Below are 19714 nucleotides of genomic sequence, written 5' to 3' on the forward strand. Positions count from 1 at the left end.
ATTTTTGCGCACACTAAATTAAAAATAGATGGCAACTTTTAACAAAAGAGGATATAAAGCACCGAAAGAAAAAGCGGAGAAATTAGATAACAATTACATCGAAAATGTAAATGTAGATGAAAAAGACAGTGCAACTGCAAAAGCTTTTGATACGCTAGATCAAACGGCTTCAAGAGCTGAAGATTTTATTGCAAAAAACCAAAAATATATATTAGGTTCTCTTTTAGCAGTGGTTGTAGTTGTAGTAGGCTATTTTGCTTATGAAAAATTTATCGCTGATCCTAAAGAACAAGAAGGTGCAGAAGAATTATTTGTAGCACAACAAAACTTCCAAAAAGCAGTTGATGATACTGCAAACAAAGCGGACTCATTATATAATTTAGTATTGAAAGGTTCTGAAGGAAAATTTGGTGCAATAAAAATTGCTGAAGAATACTCAGGAACTGATGCTGGGAATTTAGCTAATTATTATGCTGGAATTGCTTATTTAAATACAGGTAAATATGCAGAAGCTATTACTAGTTTAGAGAAATTTTCTTCAGAAGACATCATGCTTAGTACTCTAGCAAAAGGAGCAATAGGTGATGCTTATGCTCAACAAAATAAACAAAAAGAAGCATTAGATAATTATATCAAAGCTGCTGATGCAAGTCAAAATAATTTTACTAGACCAAGATATTTATTAAAAGCAGGTAAAACAGCATTGGCATTAGGAAATAAAGTAGATGCTTTAAAATATTTCACCGATATCAAAGATAATTTTGAAACTTCACCAGAAGCGCAACAAATAGATGCTTTGATTGGATTAGCACAATAAATATTAGATATTAGATTTTAAATATCAGATATTTTGAAATATTTAAAATCTTAAATTTAATATAAAAAATTTAAGTAAGATGGCTACGGCAAACAAAAACTTGTCCAATTACGATAAAAACACAATCCCAAACGCGAAAGATTTTCGGTTTGGGATTGTTGTTTCTGAGTGGAATGATCATATTACCAATGGTCTGTATCATGGTGCTGAAACAGCATTGTTAGACTGTGGCGCTTTGCCAAAAAATATTATTAGAAGAAACGTTCCAGGAAGTTTTGAATTGATTTATGCAGCCAAGCAAATGATGAAATCGTGCGACTTTGATGTGATAATAACCATTGGCTCTGTCATAAAAGGCGAAACTATGCATTTTGATTTTGTGTGTCAAGGCGTAACAAGTGGTATAGCATCTTTAAATGCTGAAGGCGTTATTCCGGTTATTTTTTGTGTCTTGACCGATAATAATGAACAGCAATCCATCGATAGAAGTGGAGGAATTCACGGAAATAAAGGAACAGAAGCTGCTATAGCTGCTATTAAAATGGTAGCTTTGGATAGGATTACAAGTTAAGTAAAGCTGATTTTATATTGATAATAGTGACCTGTTCTATTTAGAATAGGTTTTTTATTTTTAGGCATTTATTAACTATAAATCCCAATACTTTTTCCTTAAATTTACAACTTCTAAAACTTGAAACTCGCAACTCGAAACCAAAAAATGTCAAGCATAATTCAATTACTTCCCGATCATGTTGCCAACCAAATTGCTGCTGGAGAAGTAGTGCAAAGACCAGCTTCTGTAGTTAAAGAATTGCTAGAGAATGCGGTTGATGCTAAAGCTACCGACATCAAATTAATCATAAAAGATGCTGGTAAATCTTTGGTTCAAGTCATTGATAATGGTTTAGGAATGAGTGTGACCGATTCGCGTTTGTGTTTTGAACGTCATGCTACTTCTAAAATTCGTCATGCCGAAGATTTATTTTCGTTGCATACCAAAGGTTTTCGTGGTGAAGCATTAGCTTCTATAGCTGCGATTGCACATGTGGAAATGAAAACCAAGCAAGATCAAGAAGAACTTGGAACTCATATAATTATTGAAGGCAGTAAGTTTGTGTCGCAAGAACCAGCGGTTTTACCCAAAGGAACTTCTTTTGCTATTAAAAATTTATTTTTCAATATTCCGGCAAGGCGTAATTTTTTGAAATCAGAAACGGTGGAACAACGACATATTGTGGATGAATTTCAGCGTGTGGCAATGGCGCATCCCAATATTCATTTCACGATGTATCACAATGGAAGTGAAATGTTCAATTTGCCAATATCAAATTTCAGGCAACGTATTGTCAATATTTTTTCGGGAAAAACCAATGAAAAATTAGTACCCGTAAAAGAAGAAACCGAAATCGTAAATCTTCACGGATTTATTGGCAAACCTGAATTTTCTAAGAAGAATAGAGGAGAGCAATTCTTTTTTGTAAATAATCGATTTATCAAAAGTGGTTATCTGCATCATGCTGTTATGGCAGCTTATGAAGGTTTACTAAAAGATGGTGCTCAACCCAGTTATTTTCTCTATCTCGATGTTCCTCCACATACGATTGACATCAATATTCATCCTACCAAAACCGAGATTAAGTTTGATGATGAACATGCGTTATATGCTATTTTGCGTTCAGCAATCAAACACAGTTTAGGACAATTTAACGTTGCACCCGTTTTGGATTTTGATCGCGATCCAAACTTAGACACACCATATCAATACCAAAATAAAGACGCCGAATATCCAACCATTCAAGTGGATAGTAATTACAATCCCTTTTCAGAGCAAAAGTCAACTAAAGGGTTTTCGTCATCTTCCAATTATAGAAAACAAGAAGCTCAACCCAGTTGGGAGAGTTTGTATGTAGGTTTAAAACAAGCCGGACAAGAAATTGCTGAAATGACTTTTGAAAACGAGGCAGTTACTTCTTCTTTATTTGACGAAACCGAAGTGGAACAAGAAGTGAAAAGAACATATCAAATTCATAAAAAATATATTGTTAGTCCTATAAAATCGGGAATGGTAATTATTAACCAAAAACGTGCTCATGAACGAGTTTTGTATGAAGAATTCTTGACAAGTATGACGGTTAAACAAGCTTCGAGCCAACAATTATTATTTCCTTTGGAATTGTATTTTTCTTCGGGTGAAATTCATTTAATAACCGAATTGAAATTATCTCTAGAAAATTTAGGTTTTATTTTTGATACCATAAATGATGATTCTATAATAGTTTCTGGTTTGCCCGTTACTATTTCAGAAAGTAAGGCTTCCATCGTTTTGGATGATTTATTAACCGATTTGCAAGATGGAATTCCAGATAGTAGTTTTTCTCAAAATGATATGATTGCCAAATCCATGTCAAAAAGTTTGGCCATAAAAACAGGAACCTATTTAACCGAAAAAGAACAAGAGAATTTAGTTCACAATCTATTTGCTTGTAAAGAACCCAACGTTTCCCCTTTTCAAAAACCTACTTTTATCACGATGAGTGTGGAAGATTTAGATAAAAAATTTGCCCTATGATGCGCATGACCGATACTGTTAAGCAGTTACTGATAATTAATATTATATTTTATATTGGGTCCAATTTTGTGGGCGATGTCGCCTATCAATTGTTTTCCATGTATTTGCCAGTAAATCCAAATTTCAGATATTGGCAACCTTTGACGAGTATGTTTATGCATGCGCCAATGCCAAACTTGATGCATATTCTTTTTAATATGTTTGCTTTGGTTTCCTTTGGTTCTGCTTTGGAACAGTTTTGGGGTTCAAAAAAGTTCATCTTTTTTTATATTTCTTGTGGATTAGGTGCAGCATTGTTGCATACAGGAGTTAATTATTTTCAGTATCATCAAGCATTGGAAGTATTACAAAGTGCTAAAATTCCTCAAGATGTTATTGCTACTATATTAAAAGAAGGAAAGTACAATGATGCTTTAGTCGATTTGGTTCCGCTATCAACAATTGAACAATTTTACTTTTCTTTCAATACGCCTTCGCTTGGTGCCTCTGGTGCTATTTATGGTTTACTTACTGCTTTCGCCTTTATGTTTCCCAATGCTGAGTTGGCTCTTATGTTTATTCCAGTTCCGATAAAAGCGAAGTATTTTGTACCCGGAATTATCGCCATTGATTTATTTTTAGGATTTAAAGGCAGTTCTCTTTTCGGTAGTGGCGGAACAGGCATTGCCCATTTTGCTCATGTTGGTGGCGCTTTGTGTGGGTTTTTGATGATGTGGTATTGGAAGAAAAATTCTTTTAACAAAAATCGTTGGGATTTATAAAATAAAAAGTGCTCAGTTTTCAGTAATTAGTTTTCAGTTTTTAGAGATGAGTATAATAGAAGATTTAAAATTACAATACAAAATAGGTGGCATTGCTGTTCGCCTGATATTCTGGAATTTGCTGTTGTTTGCTGTTCCAACTATAATTTTTGCTGTTTTGCAATTATTTCATATTCGTATCGAGTATTTAAATTTTGTTAGTTTATCAACTGATTGGAGTGATTTATTATGGAAACCTTGGTCTTTATTGTCCTATGCTTTCTTCCATTCTGGAATTTTTCATCTGATTTTCAATATGCTTATGTTGCATTTTGTGGGTCAATTGTTTTTAACTTTCTTCACCCAAAAACAACTATTTGGAGTATATATACTTGGTGCCATTTTTTCAGGATTGCTATACATGGTTGGCTATCAGTTTTTACCAGCTTTGACAGGAGTGAATGCGTCAATGGTTGGTGCTTCAGGTTCAGTTATGGCTTTACTTTTAGCTACTGTAAGTTACCAACCTTTTATGGAAGTTAGACTTCTGATTTTTGGCACTGTGAAATTATGGCAAATTGCTTTAGTCTTTATTGTCTTGGATTTGATACAATTGCCTATTGACAATACTGGAGGACATATTGCACATTTGAGTGGTGCTTTTTTTGGTTATATTTACATAAAGTTATTACAAAATGGTACTGATTTAAGTAGGATTGTAAATTCAGTTTTAGAATTCTTTTCTTCATTATTTAGTAGCAAGAAAACAACAAAGTTTAAAAGAGTTCACGTTAATCCTAAAAAACCAGCTGTTAAGAGAGAAAGTAGAATTGTTTCTAAAGACAAAACGCAACAACAAATTGACGAGATTTTAGATAAAATAAGTAAATCTGGTTATGATAGCTTAACTAGTGAGGAAAAACAGTTCCTTTTTAAAGCAGGGAAATAAAAGTTATAATGAAAAAACTTTCATGGTTTAATAAAGTGATTTTTGTATTTAATATAGTCGTGACTGTATTAACTTTTGTTGCTTATGTTTTACCGTTTTTGGCACCAAAATTATTTCCATTACTTTCAGTATTGACTTTGATTTTGCCATTATTTCTAATTCTAAACGGTTTGTTTTTTTTGTATTGGTTGCTTCAATTAAAACGACAAGTTGTCCTTTCGGGATTAGTGTTATTACTTGGGATAACCTTTATCAATAAATTTTATAAGTTTTCATCAACGGTTTCTGATGAAGAGGAAAAGGATTTTACGGTGATGAGTTACAATGTTCGATTGTTCAATATTTTTGAATGGATTCCCAAACCAACTGTAGGTGATGATATTCTGTCTTTTATCAATGAACAAAATCCTGATATTCTTTGTATTCAGGAATATTCTGAAAATGCGAAAGTTGATTTGAGAGTCTATAAATACAAAGCTATTTTTATGGAAGGAAAAAATATCCAAACGGGTCAGGCCATTTTTTCTAAATTTCCCATTTTCAACAAAGGCGACTTTAAAATTCCTCAGGCTGGAAATAATATAATTTATGCCGATATCAAAAAAGGAAAAGATACTATTAGAGTGTATAATATTCATCTGCAATCGATAAGAATTTCGCCCGATGTCAATGAAATTGAAGAACACGTTGAGACTATTGACCAGAATAAATCCCAGCAACTTTTTGGAAGAATTAGAGAAGCTTTTGAAAAACAAGAACAACAAGCTACTATTTTAATTAATCATAAAAAAATGTGTCGCTATCCTGTGATTATTTGTGGCGATATGAACAACAGTCCGTTTTCCTATATTTATAGAAATATCAAAGCCGATTTGAGTGATTGTTTTGAAGAAGCCGGTACAGGTTTTGGACAAACCTATAAGTTTAAATATTATCCAGCGCGTATTGATTATATTTTTGCGGATAAGAAAATGAAAGTGAAAAGCTTCACTAGTTTTACTAAATTTGAAAACTCAGATCATTTTCCCATAATGGCAAGACTTTCTTTTAAAGAATAGTAAGTTGTTGTTTCTTCAAATAATCCAAAGAATATCTTCCTTCATTAAATAATAAATCCAAAATGCTTAAGTTGTTGAGGTAGCCATGTTTTTCTCCAAAAACTTGAGTGTAAGATTCAAAAACAGAAGTGTCTTTTTTACCATTGACCAAGTGACGTAAGTCTTTTTTATCTGTTACATCATGAAAGTATTCTGTGGTTTCATTGTAATCAAATTCTAATCCGAGACATTTGGAAACTATCGCCATGGTTTCAAAATTTAAATCCATCAAAAAGGTGTGTTTTTTTTGAAAAATAGGCAAAATATCATCTTCAAAATATTCAAAGAAAGGTGAAGTTCTGTATGCTGCTTCTAATGATTTAAAATGTTGTTTTTGCCAATCGAAAGCCGTTTCTAGCTTGATGTCTTTGGTTTTTTGATATGCTTCTTTGGAATGTTTTATAGGAATATTGAGCAACTGAATACCATTTGGACTGTAAATGTACATTCGGTTTCTATTGGTTTGTTTTTGGAAGTTGTCATCCATTTCAAAGGTAACTAAATCACTTTTAGCTATTGCCACAAAATGACTTATAGAAGGAAAATAACTGGGATGAATTAGGATGTTCATTGGTTTGTTTAAAATGGTTTAAAGTTGTTTAATATGGTTTAAGGTTGTTTGGGTAACGGTTAACAATTTAAACTTTTAAACAACTTTAAACTCTTAAACTATTATTTTGCGTTTTTTCTTTTTTTCCAAAAATACTCTCCAATAAAATACAATACCAATAATCCAAGGAAATATTTAAAGTAGGATTGTGGTTGACCATCACCACCTACAGTTGTAAATAGTCTTTCCCAACGGATTTTATTAATTCCTTTCCCATTTGTATCCCAACTCATCCAGATAAAGACTGGTTTACCTACAATGTGATCATCGGGAACATAACCCCAATAACGACTGTCTTCAGAGTTGTTTCGGTTGTCTCCCATCATCCAATAGTAATTTTTTTGAAAGGTGTAAGTTGTAGCTTTTTTGTTATTTACATAGATATCATCGCCAACTACTTTCAAATCATTTCCTTCATATACAGAGATTATTCTTTTATAAAATGGTAATGATTTTAAATTTAATGCTACTGTTTTTCCAGCTTCTGGTATGTAAATAGGACCAAAGTTATCAGCATTCCAGTTTTCACTGTGTGAAAAAATATTTGGCTCGCCTTCTTGTGATACAATTTGTGAAACGGTTTTAATTCCAGGAATATTTTTTAGTCTATTCGCACCTTCCGAAGTTAATGCTCGTAAATATAAAGTATCTCTAGTTTCATTTTTAAAACCTGCACCATCAGTACATCCAATATCTTTTAATACATATTCAAAATCAATTGGGACATTCATATCATAAGTAACAAAATAAGAATATTGGGTTTTTGCTCTTTCTGGTAAAATCAATGCTGCGCCATTAATATAAACGGTTCCACTTTTAATTTGCAATGAATCGCCTGGCGTTCCTTGACAACGTTTTACGTAGTTTGATTTTTTGTCAATAGGCTTTACAACACTTCTTCCAGAGGTGTCAAAAAATTTATAAACGGTATCTGCTGGCCAGTTGAAAACTACAATGTCATTTTTTTGAACTTTTTGAAATCCCGGAAATCTAAAATAAGGAAGTTGTGGCCAACTTAAATAAGATTTTGTTTTTACAATAGGTAAAGTATCATGAACCATTGGCGCTGCAACAGCCGTCATTGGAGTTCTTGCACCATAATGAAATTTACTCACAAATAGGAAATCGCCAATAAGTAATGATTTTTCCAAAGAAGATGTGGGAATAGTATAAGGTTGCATTACATAGGTATGAACCAAAGTAGCTACAACAATCGCAAAAAGCAAGGAACTAATAGTGTCACCAGTTTTGGTTCTTGCCATTAGACTTCTATCAGAAATATGGGTTACTTCTTGAGTGTAATTAATGTAAAGAATGTATAATCCAAATGAAAAAAATCCTAGCCAAGTATCAGTGGTGGTATTTTTCCCAAAACTTCTTAATGTTTCTACCCAAATTACTGGAAACATTATTAAGTTGATAATAGGAATAAACAATAAAACAGTCCACCATGTAGGACGATTTATAATCTTCATCAAAACAATGGAATTGTAAACTGGAACAAAAGCTTCCCATCGTTTTCTTCCTGCTTTTTCATATAATTTCCAAGTTCCTAATCCGTGAATCAGTTGGATTATTAGGAAGAATAGTAACCAGTGAAATGTTGTCATAAAATAAATTTTAAAGATTATATTTTAAATATTATTATGTGAAAATTGTTAATTTGTTATAAGTATCTGAAGAAAGTGTTTTGTTACTTCAAATCTAAAACATCTTTCATTGTGAAAACACCTTTTTTGCCAATAATCCATTCGGCTGCAACAATAGCGCCTAACGCAAAGCCATCGCGGTTGTGTGCAACATGTTTGATTTCGATAAAATCTACGTCAGAATTGTAGGTTACGGTGTGTGTTCCAGGAACATTTTCAATTCGTTTAACGTCAATAAATAAGTCATCTTCTTTTGGATTTTCAATAGCCCAATTGTTCTTGTCACTGTGATTGATGATAGCATTAGCCAATGAAATTGCTGTTCCGCTTGGTTTGTCTAATTTTTGAGTGTGATGAATTTCTTCCATCGTGACGCTGTATTCTTTGAATTTTGACATCATTCGTGCCAAATAATCATTCAATTCAAAAAATAGATTTACCCCCAAACTGAAATTAGAACCATATAAAAACGCGGAATTTTTTTCATTGCAAAGTTTTACCATTTCATGATAATTTTCAAGCCAACCTGTAGTACCAGATATTACAGGAATTCCAGCATTAATACAAGTAGAAATATTACTCACAGCTGCAGTTGGGACACTAAAATCAATGGCAACATCAGCAGTTGAAAGTCCATCAAACGTGTTACTTTCATCTTTTCTAAGAACAATTTCATGTCCTCTTTCCAAAGCAATTTTTTCGATTACTTTTCCCATTTTTCCGTATCCTAGAAGTGCAATTTTCATTTAAAATTTATAATTAAAAGTTAAACCAATATTCGGTTTTGCCGTAAAGTCATTTTGATAAATATCGGGTGCCAATGACAGTTTTTCATTTACATTAAATTGAATTAGATGGGCATCAACATTGGCGTCTACTATATTTAAAATATAAAAACCAATCATAAAAAGCAATGAGAAATCTCTATTTCTTTGATAAAATCTTTGTGCTTCTATAAGTCGAGAGTCATCGAGATATTGATATTGATCGTCTTCAAAACCTTCTAATCGTCGCTTGTAAGCATCACGATAACTATGGTATTTTTTATTGCTGTCCAAATAGAAATAGAGACTTGTTCCAATAGCACCATATACAATAGGTATTTTCCAATATTTTTTGTTATAGGCTTGACCCAAACCAGGTAAAATAGCCGAATAAAAGGCAGCTTTTGAAGGTCTTAGCGGATCGATTTCTTGAAGTTTTGTAGTGTCTTTTGCCACAATGACATTACCGATTTCCTGAGAAAAAAGATTTTGATTTCCGAATAGAAAGAAGAATAGAGCTATGTAGAGATACCTATTCACTAACCTTTTATTAATTTGATAATACGGTTAAAATCTTCCTCGGAATGAAAAGGAATGGTAATTTTACCTTTTCCATTTCCAGCTACTTTTACATCTATTTTTGTGCCAAAGAAATTTACAAAGGCCTTTTTTTGGTTATCATCTACATTGAAAGTTGCACTCTTTTTAACTTTTGCTGGAGCAGGTTTTATACTTTCTTGATAATTTTTCACTAATGCTTCTGTCTCACGAACAGAAAGATTTTGACTTACAATTTTTTGGTAAATATCGGTTTGAACATCTTGGTTTTCAATATTAATAATAGCACGACCATGACCCATACTGATAAAACCATCGCGAATTCCGGTTTGAATAATTGGATCTAACTTCAATAAACGAAGATAGTTAGCAATAGTAGAACGTTTTTTACCAACTCTATCACTCATTTGTTCTTGTGTCAATTGGATTTCGTCAATTAATCTTTGATAGGAAAGTGCAATTTCAATTGGGTCTAAATCGTGGCGTTGAATATTCTCTACTAGAGCCATGATTAATGACTCATTATCATTAGCAATTCTAATGTAAGCAGGAACCGAAACAAGTCCAACCAATTTTGAAGCGCGTAAACGTCTCTCTCCCGAAATCAATTGGTATTTATTAAAATCTAATTTTCGGACAGTAATAGGTTGAATTAAGCCTAATTCCTTGATAGAAGAAGCCAATTCCTGTAGCGAATCTTCATTGAAATTAGTTCTCGGTTGAAACGGATTAATTTCGATGGAATCAATATCCAATTCAATGATATTACCCACTACTTTGTCAGCATTTTTATCTCCAATAGATTTGATATCGTTTTCAGGATCCTTCAAAAGAGCAGATAATCCTCTTCCTAATGCTTGTTTTTGTATCGCTTTTGCCATGACCTATTTGCTGTTTTTCTTGATAATTTCGTGTGCTAAACTTAAGTAGTTTGTGGCACCTCTGCTTGTGGCGTCAAAGTTAATAATACTTTCTCCAAAACTTGGTGCTTCACTCAACTTAACATTTCGTTGAATAATAGTTTTGAAAACCATATCGTTGAAGTGTTTTTGAACTTCTTCCACCACTTGATTGGACAAACGCAAACGCGAATCAAACATGGTTAGTAAAAGACCTTCAATATCTAAATCGGCATTATGAATTCTTTGAACGCTTTTTATAGTGTTTAATAATTTACCCAAGCCTTCTAGTGCAAAATATTCACATTGAATTGGAATAACTACACTATCAGCGGCAGTTAATGCATTTAGAGTTAATAAACCCAATGATGGTGCGCAATCAATAATAATATAATCGTATTGGTCTTTGATGGTTTCCAATGCTTGTTTAAGCATGTATTCTCGGTTTTCTTTGTCAACCAATTCTATTTCGATTGCCACCAAGTCAATATGAGCTGGAATTACCCAAACATTTGGAGCTGAACAAGCAATAACCGCTTCTTCAGGAATGTTACTATGTTCTAAAATTTGATAGGTACCAATAGCAATACTTTCAACATCAATGCCTAATCCCGAACTAGCATTGGCCTGTGGATCAGCATCTATCAATAGCACTTTTTTTTCTAAAACTCCCAGTGATGCTGCAAGATTAACCGAAGTTGTCGTTTTTCCAACACCACCTTTTTGATTGGCAATAGCAATGATTTTACCCATTTATTTTTTACAAATTTTGAACGGTAAAAATACAATTATTTATGGCTTTGTCAAGGTGTTTTTGTTAACAATGTGGTAAAGTTTTGAATGCTTTAGTTTTCATTCGCATTTGCAGTTTTTAGAAAAAAATTCTGCCTACTGAGACTGAGACTGCTAACTATTTACTTCCCTTATTCTTAATCATTGCTTCAAGCATATCCCACATTTCTTGAGGGATTTTTTCAAGGATATTAAATTGTCCTGCGCCTTGTAGCCATTCGCCACCATCAATAACAATCACTTCACCATTGATATAGGCAGAGAAATCGGAAACTAAATAAGCAGCCAAATTGGCTAATTCTTGGTGGTCACCAACACGTCTTAACGGCACTTTTTTCGCCATATCAAACTTTTCGGCTAAATCGCCAGGTAATAATCTATCCCAAGCACCTTTAGTAGGAAATGGTCCAGGAGCAATGGCGTTCATTCGTATGCCATATTTTGCCCATTCAACTGCAAGACTTCTTGTCATCGCCAAAACGCCTGCTTTTGCAGTAGCACTTGGCACTACATAACCTGAACCTGTCCAAGCATAAGTAGTTACAATATTCAAAACATTACAATTAGTTTGTTTTTTTTCAATCCAATGTTTTCCAAAAGCCAAAGTACAGTTTTTAGAACCTTTGAGCACAATATCAATGATGGTATCAAAGGCATTTGCCGATAATCTTTCGGTAGGAGAGATGAAGTTTCCAGCTGCATTGTTCAATAAAACATCTACACTGCCAAAGGTTTTCAAAACTTCGGCAAGCATGGATTCTACTTGGTCATAATGGCGAACATCACATTGAATTGGGAGACATTTCCCGCCAGTTTCCTTTTCTAGTTCAGATGCAGTAGTTTTTAGTTTTTCTATATCTCTAGAAGTGATGGCTACTTTGGCACCTAGTTCCAGAAAATATTTTGTCATGGCTTTTCCTAAGCCACTTCCGCCACCAGTTACTACTATTACTTTGTCTGATAAAGCATTATCGCGAAGCATTTTTGCTGAAAAATCCATATAGTTTTATTTTTAGTAAAGATATAATTTTAATTAGAATTTGCGTAATCGTTCTGTTGCTTGAATTAGGGTTTCGTCATCTTTGGCAAAGCAAAAACGAATACATTTATTATCATTGCCATTGGCATAAAAAGTTGAGATTGGAATAGTGGCAACTCCAAATTCTGTAACCAATCGTTTAGTGAAATCTACATCGCTTTCATTGGAAATATTTTTGTAAGATGCCACTTGAAAATAAGTCCCTTCACAAGGAAAAAGTTCAAGTTTTGTCTCTTTAAGTAGGCTTTGGAAAAAATCTCTTTTCTGTTTGTAGAATTTGCCAATTTGATTTACATCAACCAAATCGATATACTCATTAATGGCATGTTGTGCAATGCTACTCACGCTAAAAACCAAGAACTGGTGCACTTTTTTAACCTCTCGCATGAGGTTTTCGGGAGCAATTACATAACCAATCTTCCAACCTGTAATGTGAAATGATTTCCCAAAAGAGGAAATAATAATACTTTTCTCCCAAAGTTTTAGACGAAGATGCACTGAAATATGTTTTTGTTCAAATGTGATGTACTCATAATCTTCATCCGAAAGTACGATTAGATTAGGGTAGGTATCAATTAATTTTTCTAATTGCAAAAAGTCATTTTCTGTCCAAGTTTTCCCTGTTGGATTATGAGGATTGTTGATTATAATGAGTTTTGTTTTTTTATTTACTGCATTATTTATCCTTTCCCAATTGGGCGTAAATTCATTATTGAGTGGAACGCGAATGGGTTTTGCATTGCTCAACAAAATGGGTGCTTCATAGCAGTCATAACTTGGGTCAAGAATAATAACTTCTTCAGATGCTTTTACCAAAGCCTGAATTGTGGCAAATATTCCTTCGGTTGCACCAGCTGTGATTAGAATTTCTTCTTTTGGTGAAACAGTTCTTTGATAAGAGTGATTTGTTAGATTGGCTATTTTTTCCAATAGCGAAGGTAAACCACTCATTGGAGTGTATTGATGAATATTCTCTTTGGCTAAACCAGAAAGTATAGTTGTCAATCTTTCGTCAACAGGAAAATTAGGAAAACCTTGAGAAAGGTTAATAGCATTGTTTTCCAAAGCCATTTGCGACATTACGGTAAAGATACTTGTACCAATATGTGGAAGTTTTGACATAAATTTTTATTGGTTTTAAAAGTACTACTTTTATTAATTGGGCACAAAAAAAGCACCTCTTTTAAGAGATGCTTTAATATAAAAAAAGTTTTTTTAATCTATTTTTTTTCTTTTTCTGCTTCTTCAATACTTTCCAACCTTCTATCAGATGCCGACATATCTCTCACGCAAAGATATTTACCTTCTATTTTTTCAAAAACAGCTATATAATTTCCTGTATATAATGCTGTGCTTGTTGAGTCTGAAACTCTATAATTACCAATTTCCACCACTTGTATTCCATCAGAGGAAGGAAAAATTTCATTAACAACAAAGGCAATTTGGTATCCTTTTGGAAAACCAGCCAAGTCTTCTTTAATAGATTTTTCAATATCAAATCTTCCTTTAATTGGCGGTTTGTTTTGAGAAAAACTCACAGCATTTTCGTCATAATAAAGAGCGGCATTTACATTTCGATCATTAAACATTTCTGCCATCTTATTTTCAATGGCTTGTATTTCATTTTTAATTTGTTCTTTGTCTATTGCAATTGGTTCTTCTTTTTTGGGTTGACATGCAATAAAAAGAATTGACACAGCACACAGAATGGTGCTTTTTAAAATAATGTTTTTCATATATAAATTGTTTATTGGTTAGTAATTTTAGGTTTTATAACAAGATTGGGTTTTATAAAAGTAAATATAATTTGCTAAATAATGAAAGTTTTTTTTGTTTTTTTAGCACAAAAAAAACACCTCTATATAGAAGTGCTTTTCTGTTTAAAGAATATTAACTTACTTTTTTTCAGCAGGCATGATAGAAGCACTCATATCACGAATACAAATGTACTTGCCATCTCTTTTTTCAAATAAACTCATGTAATTTCCACTAGCGGTAGTGGTATTAGTTGAATCTACCACGACATAACTTCCAATTTCTACTACTTGATTTCCATCGCTTGAAGGGAAAACTTCGTTGACAGTGTATGAAATTTTACTTCCTTTAGCCATAGCTGCAGCTTCTTCTTTATAAGATTCTTGGACTGCGGCTTTTCCATCTAATGGTGGTTTGTTTTGAGGAAAGCTCTTCACATCATCTGAATAATAAGCAATAGCATCAGTGTTTCTTAGGTTCATTCCTTCAGCAAATGCTGTTTCCATCGCTTGTAATTCAGTTTTAATTTGTTCTTTGTCTACTGCAGGTGCAACAGCTGTAGCTTCTTCTTTCTTTGGATTACAGGCAATGGCAAGTGCCATAATGATACATACTGTAAATCCTTTTAACATCTTGTTTTTCATAAATTATTAGTTCATTGATTAGTAATTTTAGGTTACTTAACAAGATTAAGGGTTGTTAAAGATAATATAATTTATTGAAAATCAGTATATATAGTTTGTGAATTTACTTTTTGCAAAAAAAAACACCCTTTTGGGTGTTTTAAATAGCTATTTGTTTTTTAATCTTTTAGAAGCACTTCTAAAATACTAATCGCTGCATCACTAATTTTTGTTCCCGGACCAAAAACAGCGACAGCACCAGCATCAAAAAGGAATTGGTAGTCTTGCGCAGGAATTACACCTCCAACAATCACCATAATATCTTCTCTACCATATTTTTTGAGTTCTTCTATAACTTGTGGCACCAAAGTTTTGTGTCCAGCAGCCAATGAGGAAACGCCAAGAATGTGAACATCGTTTTCTACGGCTTGTTTTGCAGCTTCGGAGGGAGTTTGAAATAAGGGTCCAATATCAACGTCAAAACCTACGTCGGCGTAACCTGTAGCCACAACTTTTGCACCACGATCATGACCGTCTTGTCCCATTTTGGCAATCATAATTCTAGGACGACGACCTTCTTTTTTGGCGAAGGCATCGGCTAGTTGTTTTGCTTTTTCAAAACTCTCGTCGTTTTTTATTTCTTTACTATACACGCCGCTAAAACTTCTAATTTGTGCTTTATATCTTCCAAAAACGGCTTCCAAAGCATCACTAATTTCTCCTAATGTTGCTCTATTTCTTGCTGCTTCTACGGCTAAAGATAGTAAATTATCGTTTTGGTTTTTAGCACAATCGGTTAATTTTGCTAAACATTCGGCAACTTTATTGTTATCGCGAGTAGCTTTTATTTGTGTCAAACGCTCAATTTGTTGCTTGCGCACCATATCGTTATCAACATCCAAAATCTGTAATGGATCTTCTTTTTCTAAACGGTATTTGTTAACGCCAACAATAATATCTTGACTACTGTCAATTCTTGCTTGTTTTCGAGCGGCAGCTTCTTCAATACGCAATTTCGGAATTCCAGCTTCAATGGCTTTGGTCATTCCACCTAATTCTTCCACTTCTTCAATAAGTTTCCAAGCATTTTGAGCAATTTCGTTGGTCAAACTTTCTACATAATAACTTCCAGCCCAAGGATCGACAGTTTTGCAAATTTTGGTTTCTTCTTGTAAAAATATTTGAGTATTTCTAGCAATTCTAGCTGAGAAATCGGTTGGTAAAGCAATTGCTTCATCCAATGCATTAGTATGTAGTGATTGTGTTCCTCCAAATGCAGCGGCGGCAGCTTCAATAGCAGTTCGAGCCACATTATTAAAAGGATCTTGCTCTGTTAAACTCCAACCTGAGGTTTGACAATGCGTTCGTAAAGCCAATGACTTTTCGTCTTGTGGATTGAATTGTTTTAATAATTTTGCCCACAACATTCTACCAGCACGCATTTTGGCAATTTCCATGAAATGATTCATACCAATTGCCCAGAAAAAAGATAGGCGAGGAGCGAATTCATCTATTTTCATACCGGTGGCTAAACCAGTACGAATGTATTCTAATCCATCAGCTAAAGTATAGGCCAACTCAATATCTGCAGTAGCTCCAGCTTCTTGCATGTGATAACCCGAAATAGAGATGGAGTTGAATTTTGGCATTTTTTTGCTCGTATATTCAAAAATATCAGCAATGATTTTCATGGATGGCGTTGGCGGATAGATGTAGGTATTTCGAACCATGAATTCCTTCAAAATATCGTTTTGTATAGTTCCTGAAAGTAATTCTGGTGTGACACCTTGTTCTTCGGCAGCAACAATATAAAATGCCATAATGGGTAAAACAGCACCATTCATAGTCATAGAAACCGACATTTCATCTAACGGAATTTGGTCGAATAATATTTTCATATCTTCCACCGAATCAATGGCAACACCAGCTTTTCCAACATCACCAAAAACACGTTCGTGGTCAGAATCATAACCTCTGTGAGTAGCTAAATCAAATGCTACCGAAAGTCCTTTTTGTCCAGCAGCAAGATTTCTTCTGTAGAAAGCATTACTTTCTTCGGCTGTTGAAAATCCTGCATATTGACGAATTGTCCAAGGTCGGCGAACGTACATTGTAGCATATGGTCCACGAAGATTGGGTGCAAAACCTGCTCCAAAACCAATGTGTTCCAAATTATCAATATCTTTTTCAGAATAGATAGATTTTAGCTCTATATTCTCAGCGGTGTGGAAAGTTGCAGTATTGTTATTTGGAGTTTCCTTTTTGGAATTTTCCAAAGTTATATGTTGAATATTTTTTCTCATAGCTTATTGTTCTTGAGATAAACGTTCTTGTTCTATTTTCTCAGCCAATCGTTTTTCAATAATTGGTGTAATCAATGTTTTTCGTGGATTTTGTTTGACAAAAGGGTATAATTCCAAATCGTTTTTCATACGGTCATTTTTATTGGGATATTTATTGGTTCCCAATAAAATTTCTTTTCCATTATCAAACAACTCTTGTTCTTTTTGTGCGCTTTCTTGAATTTTCTTCTGTACAGTTCCTTCCATCAGTTGTGTGATGAAACCGCCACTAGCTTCAATTTCTTTAAAAAGAAGTAGTGCCTTTTCGGCTAATTGTTGTGTTAGATTTTCGATATAATAAGCACCATCAGCTGGATTATTGACTTTGTCAAAATAGCTTTCGTGTTTTAATACTAATAATTGATTTCTAGCAATTCTATCACCAAACTCATTGTCTTTGTGATATAAAGCGTCATAAGGCAAATTTGCAATAGTATTGGCACCACCTAAAATTGCTGACATACATTCGGTTGTGGTGCGCAACATATTTACATTAAAATCGTATAGCGTTTTGTTGCGTTTTGTTGGAGTTACCACAATATGACAATCCAAATTATGATGGTATTCTTTAGCTAAAGTATTGAATAATAATCGAAATGCTCTCAGCTTGGCAATTTCAAAAAAGTAATTGGTTCCTACTGAAACTTCAATTGTTATAGGTTGTTGTATAGAAGAAATTCGGTTGAAATATTCATTAATATGAGCTAAAGCATACGCCAATTGTTGTACCATATTAGCCCCAGCATTTTGATAAATATTGGAGTTGATATTTAAAAAAGACACCTTTGATGTACTAGCAATACTTTTTAATTTTTCAAAATCCTTCTCTAAATTTTCAAACCAATTGCCATCACTGCACAATTGACCAATTGGATCGATTTGAATGATGCAATTTGCCTTATTTTTTGATGAAAAGGTATTGATTTTTACAATTAAATCAGTTGAAAGTGTTGGTAATTTGAAGTAATAAGTTACTTTTTCTAAAGGAAGATTTTGCATCAAATCTTCAATAAAAATCGTTTCATTTTCTAAAGTAAAACATATACTTTCTGCACCGCGATTTAAAGTATCTAATGCTCTTTCATTTGATTTTTTTACATCGTGAACAAAGATGTTTTGTAAAATAGCAAAAGCATTTACTGGTGTATTTATTGCATATTTACTTTCAAATTCATCAACATGATAAAAAGGTTTTACTTTAATACCTTCAGGGCTTTCCCAAACTAAGGTTTCATTATAATCAGCACCTTTTAGTTCATATTGAATTTGTTGTTTCCATTGTTTGGAAGAAACGGGATTAAACTCTTTAAATAATTGATCAGACATGGTTTCTATTTATAAAGATTTTGATTTTGATTGTTCTTCGCTTAAAGAGTCACCTTCAAATTCAATGATGTAAATATCTTCGCTATCACGTTTCATGTAATATTTTTCGCGAGCGTATTTTTCTATTTGGTCTGGATTTTTGAGAAGTTTGATGTTTTCTTCATCTTTTTTTATCTCATTTTGATAATACTTCTTGTTGTCTTCTAGTTCATTTAATTGTTTATCTAGAATGCGATGTTCCATGTAGGAAGTGTTGTCTAAAAAAAGCATCCAAACGATAAAAAAAACCAACACAATTACATATCTATTTCCAAGAAATTTTAGGATAGGATAGGTATTGGTTAGATTTTTAAAAAAACTCATAAGTAGTAATGTTACGTAATTCTTTGGTTGATAACTGCTCTAACTACATCAATTGCTACTGTGTTGTACTTGTCGTTAGGTATTATAATATCTGCATATGCTTTAGTAGGCTCAATAAATTGTTGGTGCATTGGTTTTAAGGTAGTTTGATATCTGTTTAGCACTTCTTCCATGTCGCGACCACGCTCAGCAATGTCTCTTTTTAATCTTCGAATTAACCTTTCATCGGAGTCGGCATGAACAAAAACTTTGACATCAAACAAATCTCTTAGTTCAGGATTTACTAATATTAAAATTCCTTCAACAATCATTACTTTTCTTGGATGCGTAATGATAGTGTCATCAGTTCGATTATGGGTTATAAACGAATAAACTGGTTGTTCTATTGTTTTGCCTTCTTTTAAGTCTTTAAGATGTTGAACCAATAGTTCAAAATCAATCGCTCGTGGATGATCAAAATTAACGAGAGCTCTTTCTTCAAAACTTAAATTACTATTTTCCTTATAATATGAATCTTGGGATAGAACACCGACTTCGGTTTCTGGTAATTCATTCATAATTTGGTGGACAACGGTTGTTTTTCCACTTCCAGTACCTCCAGCAATTCCAATAATAAGCATAGTTGTAGTGTTATATTATTCTCAACAAAAATAGAAATTATATCGAAAGAGAATTTGATTTTTAGAGAAATATTCTAACAAAAAAATCCTTTCTGAAATTACAGAAAGGATTTTTAGTCGGGGTGGCAGGATTCGAACCTGCGGCCTCCTGCTCCCAAAGCAGGCGCGATAACCGGGCTACGCTACACCCCGAATTCTCAAA

20 protein-coding genes and 1 tRNA gene are annotated in these 19714 nt (G+C 33.3%); 6 read left to right on the forward strand and 15 right to left on the reverse strand.

All coding sequences use genetic code 11. The features are described from left to right. Positions 1-28: 28 nt before the first annotated feature. From ACSVH2_RS10880 to ACSVH2_RS10905, 6 genes are all read left to right on the forward strand, one after another. A complete protein-coding gene (locus ACSVH2_RS10880; RefSeq protein ID WP_438093211.1) occupies positions 29-817 on the forward strand; it encodes a tetratricopeptide repeat protein in 789 nt (262 codons plus the stop codon). A 79-nt stretch (positions 818-896) separates the two neighbouring features. Continuing rightward, positions 897-1388, forward strand: coding sequence for a 6,7-dimethyl-8-ribityllumazine synthase (gene ribH, locus ACSVH2_RS10885; protein WP_438093212.1), 492 nt, complete (start codon positions 897-899; stop codon positions 1386-1388). A 147-nt stretch (positions 1389-1535) separates the two neighbouring features. Further along, complete coding sequence (gene mutL / locus ACSVH2_RS10890) at positions 1536-3386, forward strand: DNA mismatch repair endonuclease MutL (RefSeq protein WP_438093213.1); 1851 nt, start codon at positions 1536-1538, stop codon at positions 3384-3386. Then, the gene (locus tag ACSVH2_RS10895) at positions 3383-4147 is read left to right on the forward strand and encodes a rhomboid family intramembrane serine protease (RefSeq protein WP_438093214.1); all 765 of its coding nucleotides are present in this window, start codon (positions 3383-3385) and stop codon (positions 4145-4147) included. Before mutL ends, ACSVH2_RS10895 begins: the two co-directional genes overlap by 4 nt. A 46-nt stretch (positions 4148-4193) precedes the next feature. Continuing rightward, on the forward strand, positions 4194-5075 hold the full coding sequence (locus ACSVH2_RS10900) for a rhomboid family intramembrane serine protease (RefSeq protein WP_438093215.1): 882 nt from the start codon (positions 4194-4196) through the stop codon (positions 5073-5075). Between the two features lie 8 nt (positions 5076-5083). Then, positions 5084-6133 carry an endonuclease/exonuclease/phosphatase family protein gene (locus ACSVH2_RS10905; protein WP_438093216.1) on the forward strand — a complete coding sequence of 350 codons (1050 nt, stop codon included), beginning with the start codon at positions 5084-5086 and terminating at the stop codon, positions 6131-6133. Here ACSVH2_RS10905 and ACSVH2_RS10910 read toward each other — a convergent pair. The 15 genes from ACSVH2_RS10910 to ACSVH2_RS10980 all read right to left on the reverse strand — a co-directional run bounded on the left by ACSVH2_RS10910 (position 6123) and on the right by ACSVH2_RS10980 (position 19704). Then, positions 6123-6743, reverse strand: coding sequence for a WbqC family protein (locus tag ACSVH2_RS10910; RefSeq protein ID WP_438093217.1), 621 nt, complete (start codon positions 6741-6743; stop codon positions 6123-6125). The two genes, ACSVH2_RS10905 and ACSVH2_RS10910, sit on opposite strands and share 11 nt — an antisense overlap. A gap of 101 nt (positions 6744-6844) precedes the next feature. Continuing rightward, positions 6845-8392: a signal peptidase I gene (gene lepB / locus ACSVH2_RS10915; RefSeq protein WP_438093218.1), complete on the reverse strand. Its 1548-nt coding sequence runs from the start codon at positions 8390-8392 to the stop codon at positions 6845-6847. An 83-nt stretch (positions 8393-8475) separates the two neighbouring features. After that, positions 8476-9177, reverse strand: coding sequence for a 4-hydroxy-tetrahydrodipicolinate reductase (gene dapB / locus ACSVH2_RS10920; RefSeq protein WP_438093219.1), 702 nt, complete (start codon positions 9175-9177; stop codon positions 8476-8478). Continuing rightward, positions 9178-9735 (reverse strand): DUF5683 domain-containing protein, encoded by a 558-nt coding sequence (locus ACSVH2_RS10925; RefSeq protein WP_438093220.1) that lies wholly within the window; start codon positions 9733-9735, stop codon positions 9178-9180. Continuing rightward, the gene (locus tag ACSVH2_RS10930) at positions 9735-10634 is read right to left on the reverse strand and encodes a ParB/RepB/Spo0J family partition protein (protein ID WP_438093221.1); all 900 of its coding nucleotides are present in this window, start codon (positions 10632-10634) and stop codon (positions 9735-9737) included. Before ACSVH2_RS10930 ends, ACSVH2_RS10925 begins: the two co-directional genes overlap by 1 nt. 3 nt (positions 10635-10637) lie before the next feature. Then, positions 10638-11405 carry a ParA family protein gene (locus tag ACSVH2_RS10935; RefSeq protein ID WP_438093222.1) on the reverse strand — a complete coding sequence of 256 codons (768 nt, stop codon included), beginning with the start codon at positions 11403-11405 and terminating at the stop codon, positions 10638-10640. A gap of 157 nt (positions 11406-11562) precedes the next feature. After that, complete coding sequence (locus ACSVH2_RS10940) at positions 11563-12444, reverse strand: SDR family oxidoreductase (RefSeq protein WP_438093223.1); 882 nt, start codon at positions 12442-12444, stop codon at positions 11563-11565. A 33-nt stretch (positions 12445-12477) separates the two neighbouring features. Beyond that, positions 12478-13605 (reverse strand): methionine aminotransferase, encoded by a 1128-nt coding sequence (locus ACSVH2_RS10945; RefSeq protein WP_438093224.1) that lies wholly within the window; start codon positions 13603-13605, stop codon positions 12478-12480. A 98-nt stretch (positions 13606-13703) separates the two neighbouring features. After that, complete coding sequence (locus ACSVH2_RS10950; protein WP_438093225.1) at positions 13704-14219, reverse strand: YybH family protein; 516 nt, start codon at positions 14217-14219, stop codon at positions 13704-13706. A gap of 159 nt (positions 14220-14378) precedes the next feature. Beyond that, on the reverse strand, positions 14379-14882 hold the full coding sequence (locus ACSVH2_RS10955) for a YybH family protein (protein WP_438093226.1): 504 nt from the start codon (positions 14880-14882) through the stop codon (positions 14379-14381). A 158-nt stretch (positions 14883-15040) separates the two neighbouring features. Further along, positions 15041-17164: a methylmalonyl-CoA mutase gene (scpA, locus tag ACSVH2_RS10960; RefSeq protein ID WP_438093227.1), complete on the reverse strand. Its 2124-nt coding sequence runs from the start codon at positions 17162-17164 to the stop codon at positions 15041-15043. Positions 17165-17167: 3 nt separating this feature from the next. Next, positions 17168-18529: a methylmalonyl-CoA mutase subunit beta gene (locus tag ACSVH2_RS10965; RefSeq protein ID WP_438093228.1), complete on the reverse strand. Its 1362-nt coding sequence runs from the start codon at positions 18527-18529 to the stop codon at positions 17168-17170. A gap of 9 nt (positions 18530-18538) precedes the next feature. Beyond that, positions 18539-18892 (reverse strand): FtsB family cell division protein, encoded by a 354-nt coding sequence (locus tag ACSVH2_RS10970; RefSeq protein WP_438093229.1) that lies wholly within the window; start codon positions 18890-18892, stop codon positions 18539-18541. Between the two features lie 11 nt (positions 18893-18903). Beyond that, positions 18904-19512: a uridine kinase gene (gene udk, locus ACSVH2_RS10975; RefSeq protein WP_438093230.1), complete on the reverse strand. Its 609-nt coding sequence runs from the start codon at positions 19510-19512 to the stop codon at positions 18904-18906. A 117-nt stretch (positions 19513-19629) separates the two neighbouring features. Continuing rightward, positions 19630-19704, reverse strand: a tRNA-Pro gene (locus ACSVH2_RS10980). Between the last annotated feature and the right edge of the window lie 10 nt (positions 19705-19714).

Origin of the sequence: Flavobacterium sp. RSB2_4_14 (genome assembly GCF_051547085.1) — a bacterium.
Classification (GTDB): Bacteria; Bacteroidota; Bacteroidia; order Flavobacteriales; family Flavobacteriaceae; genus Flavobacterium.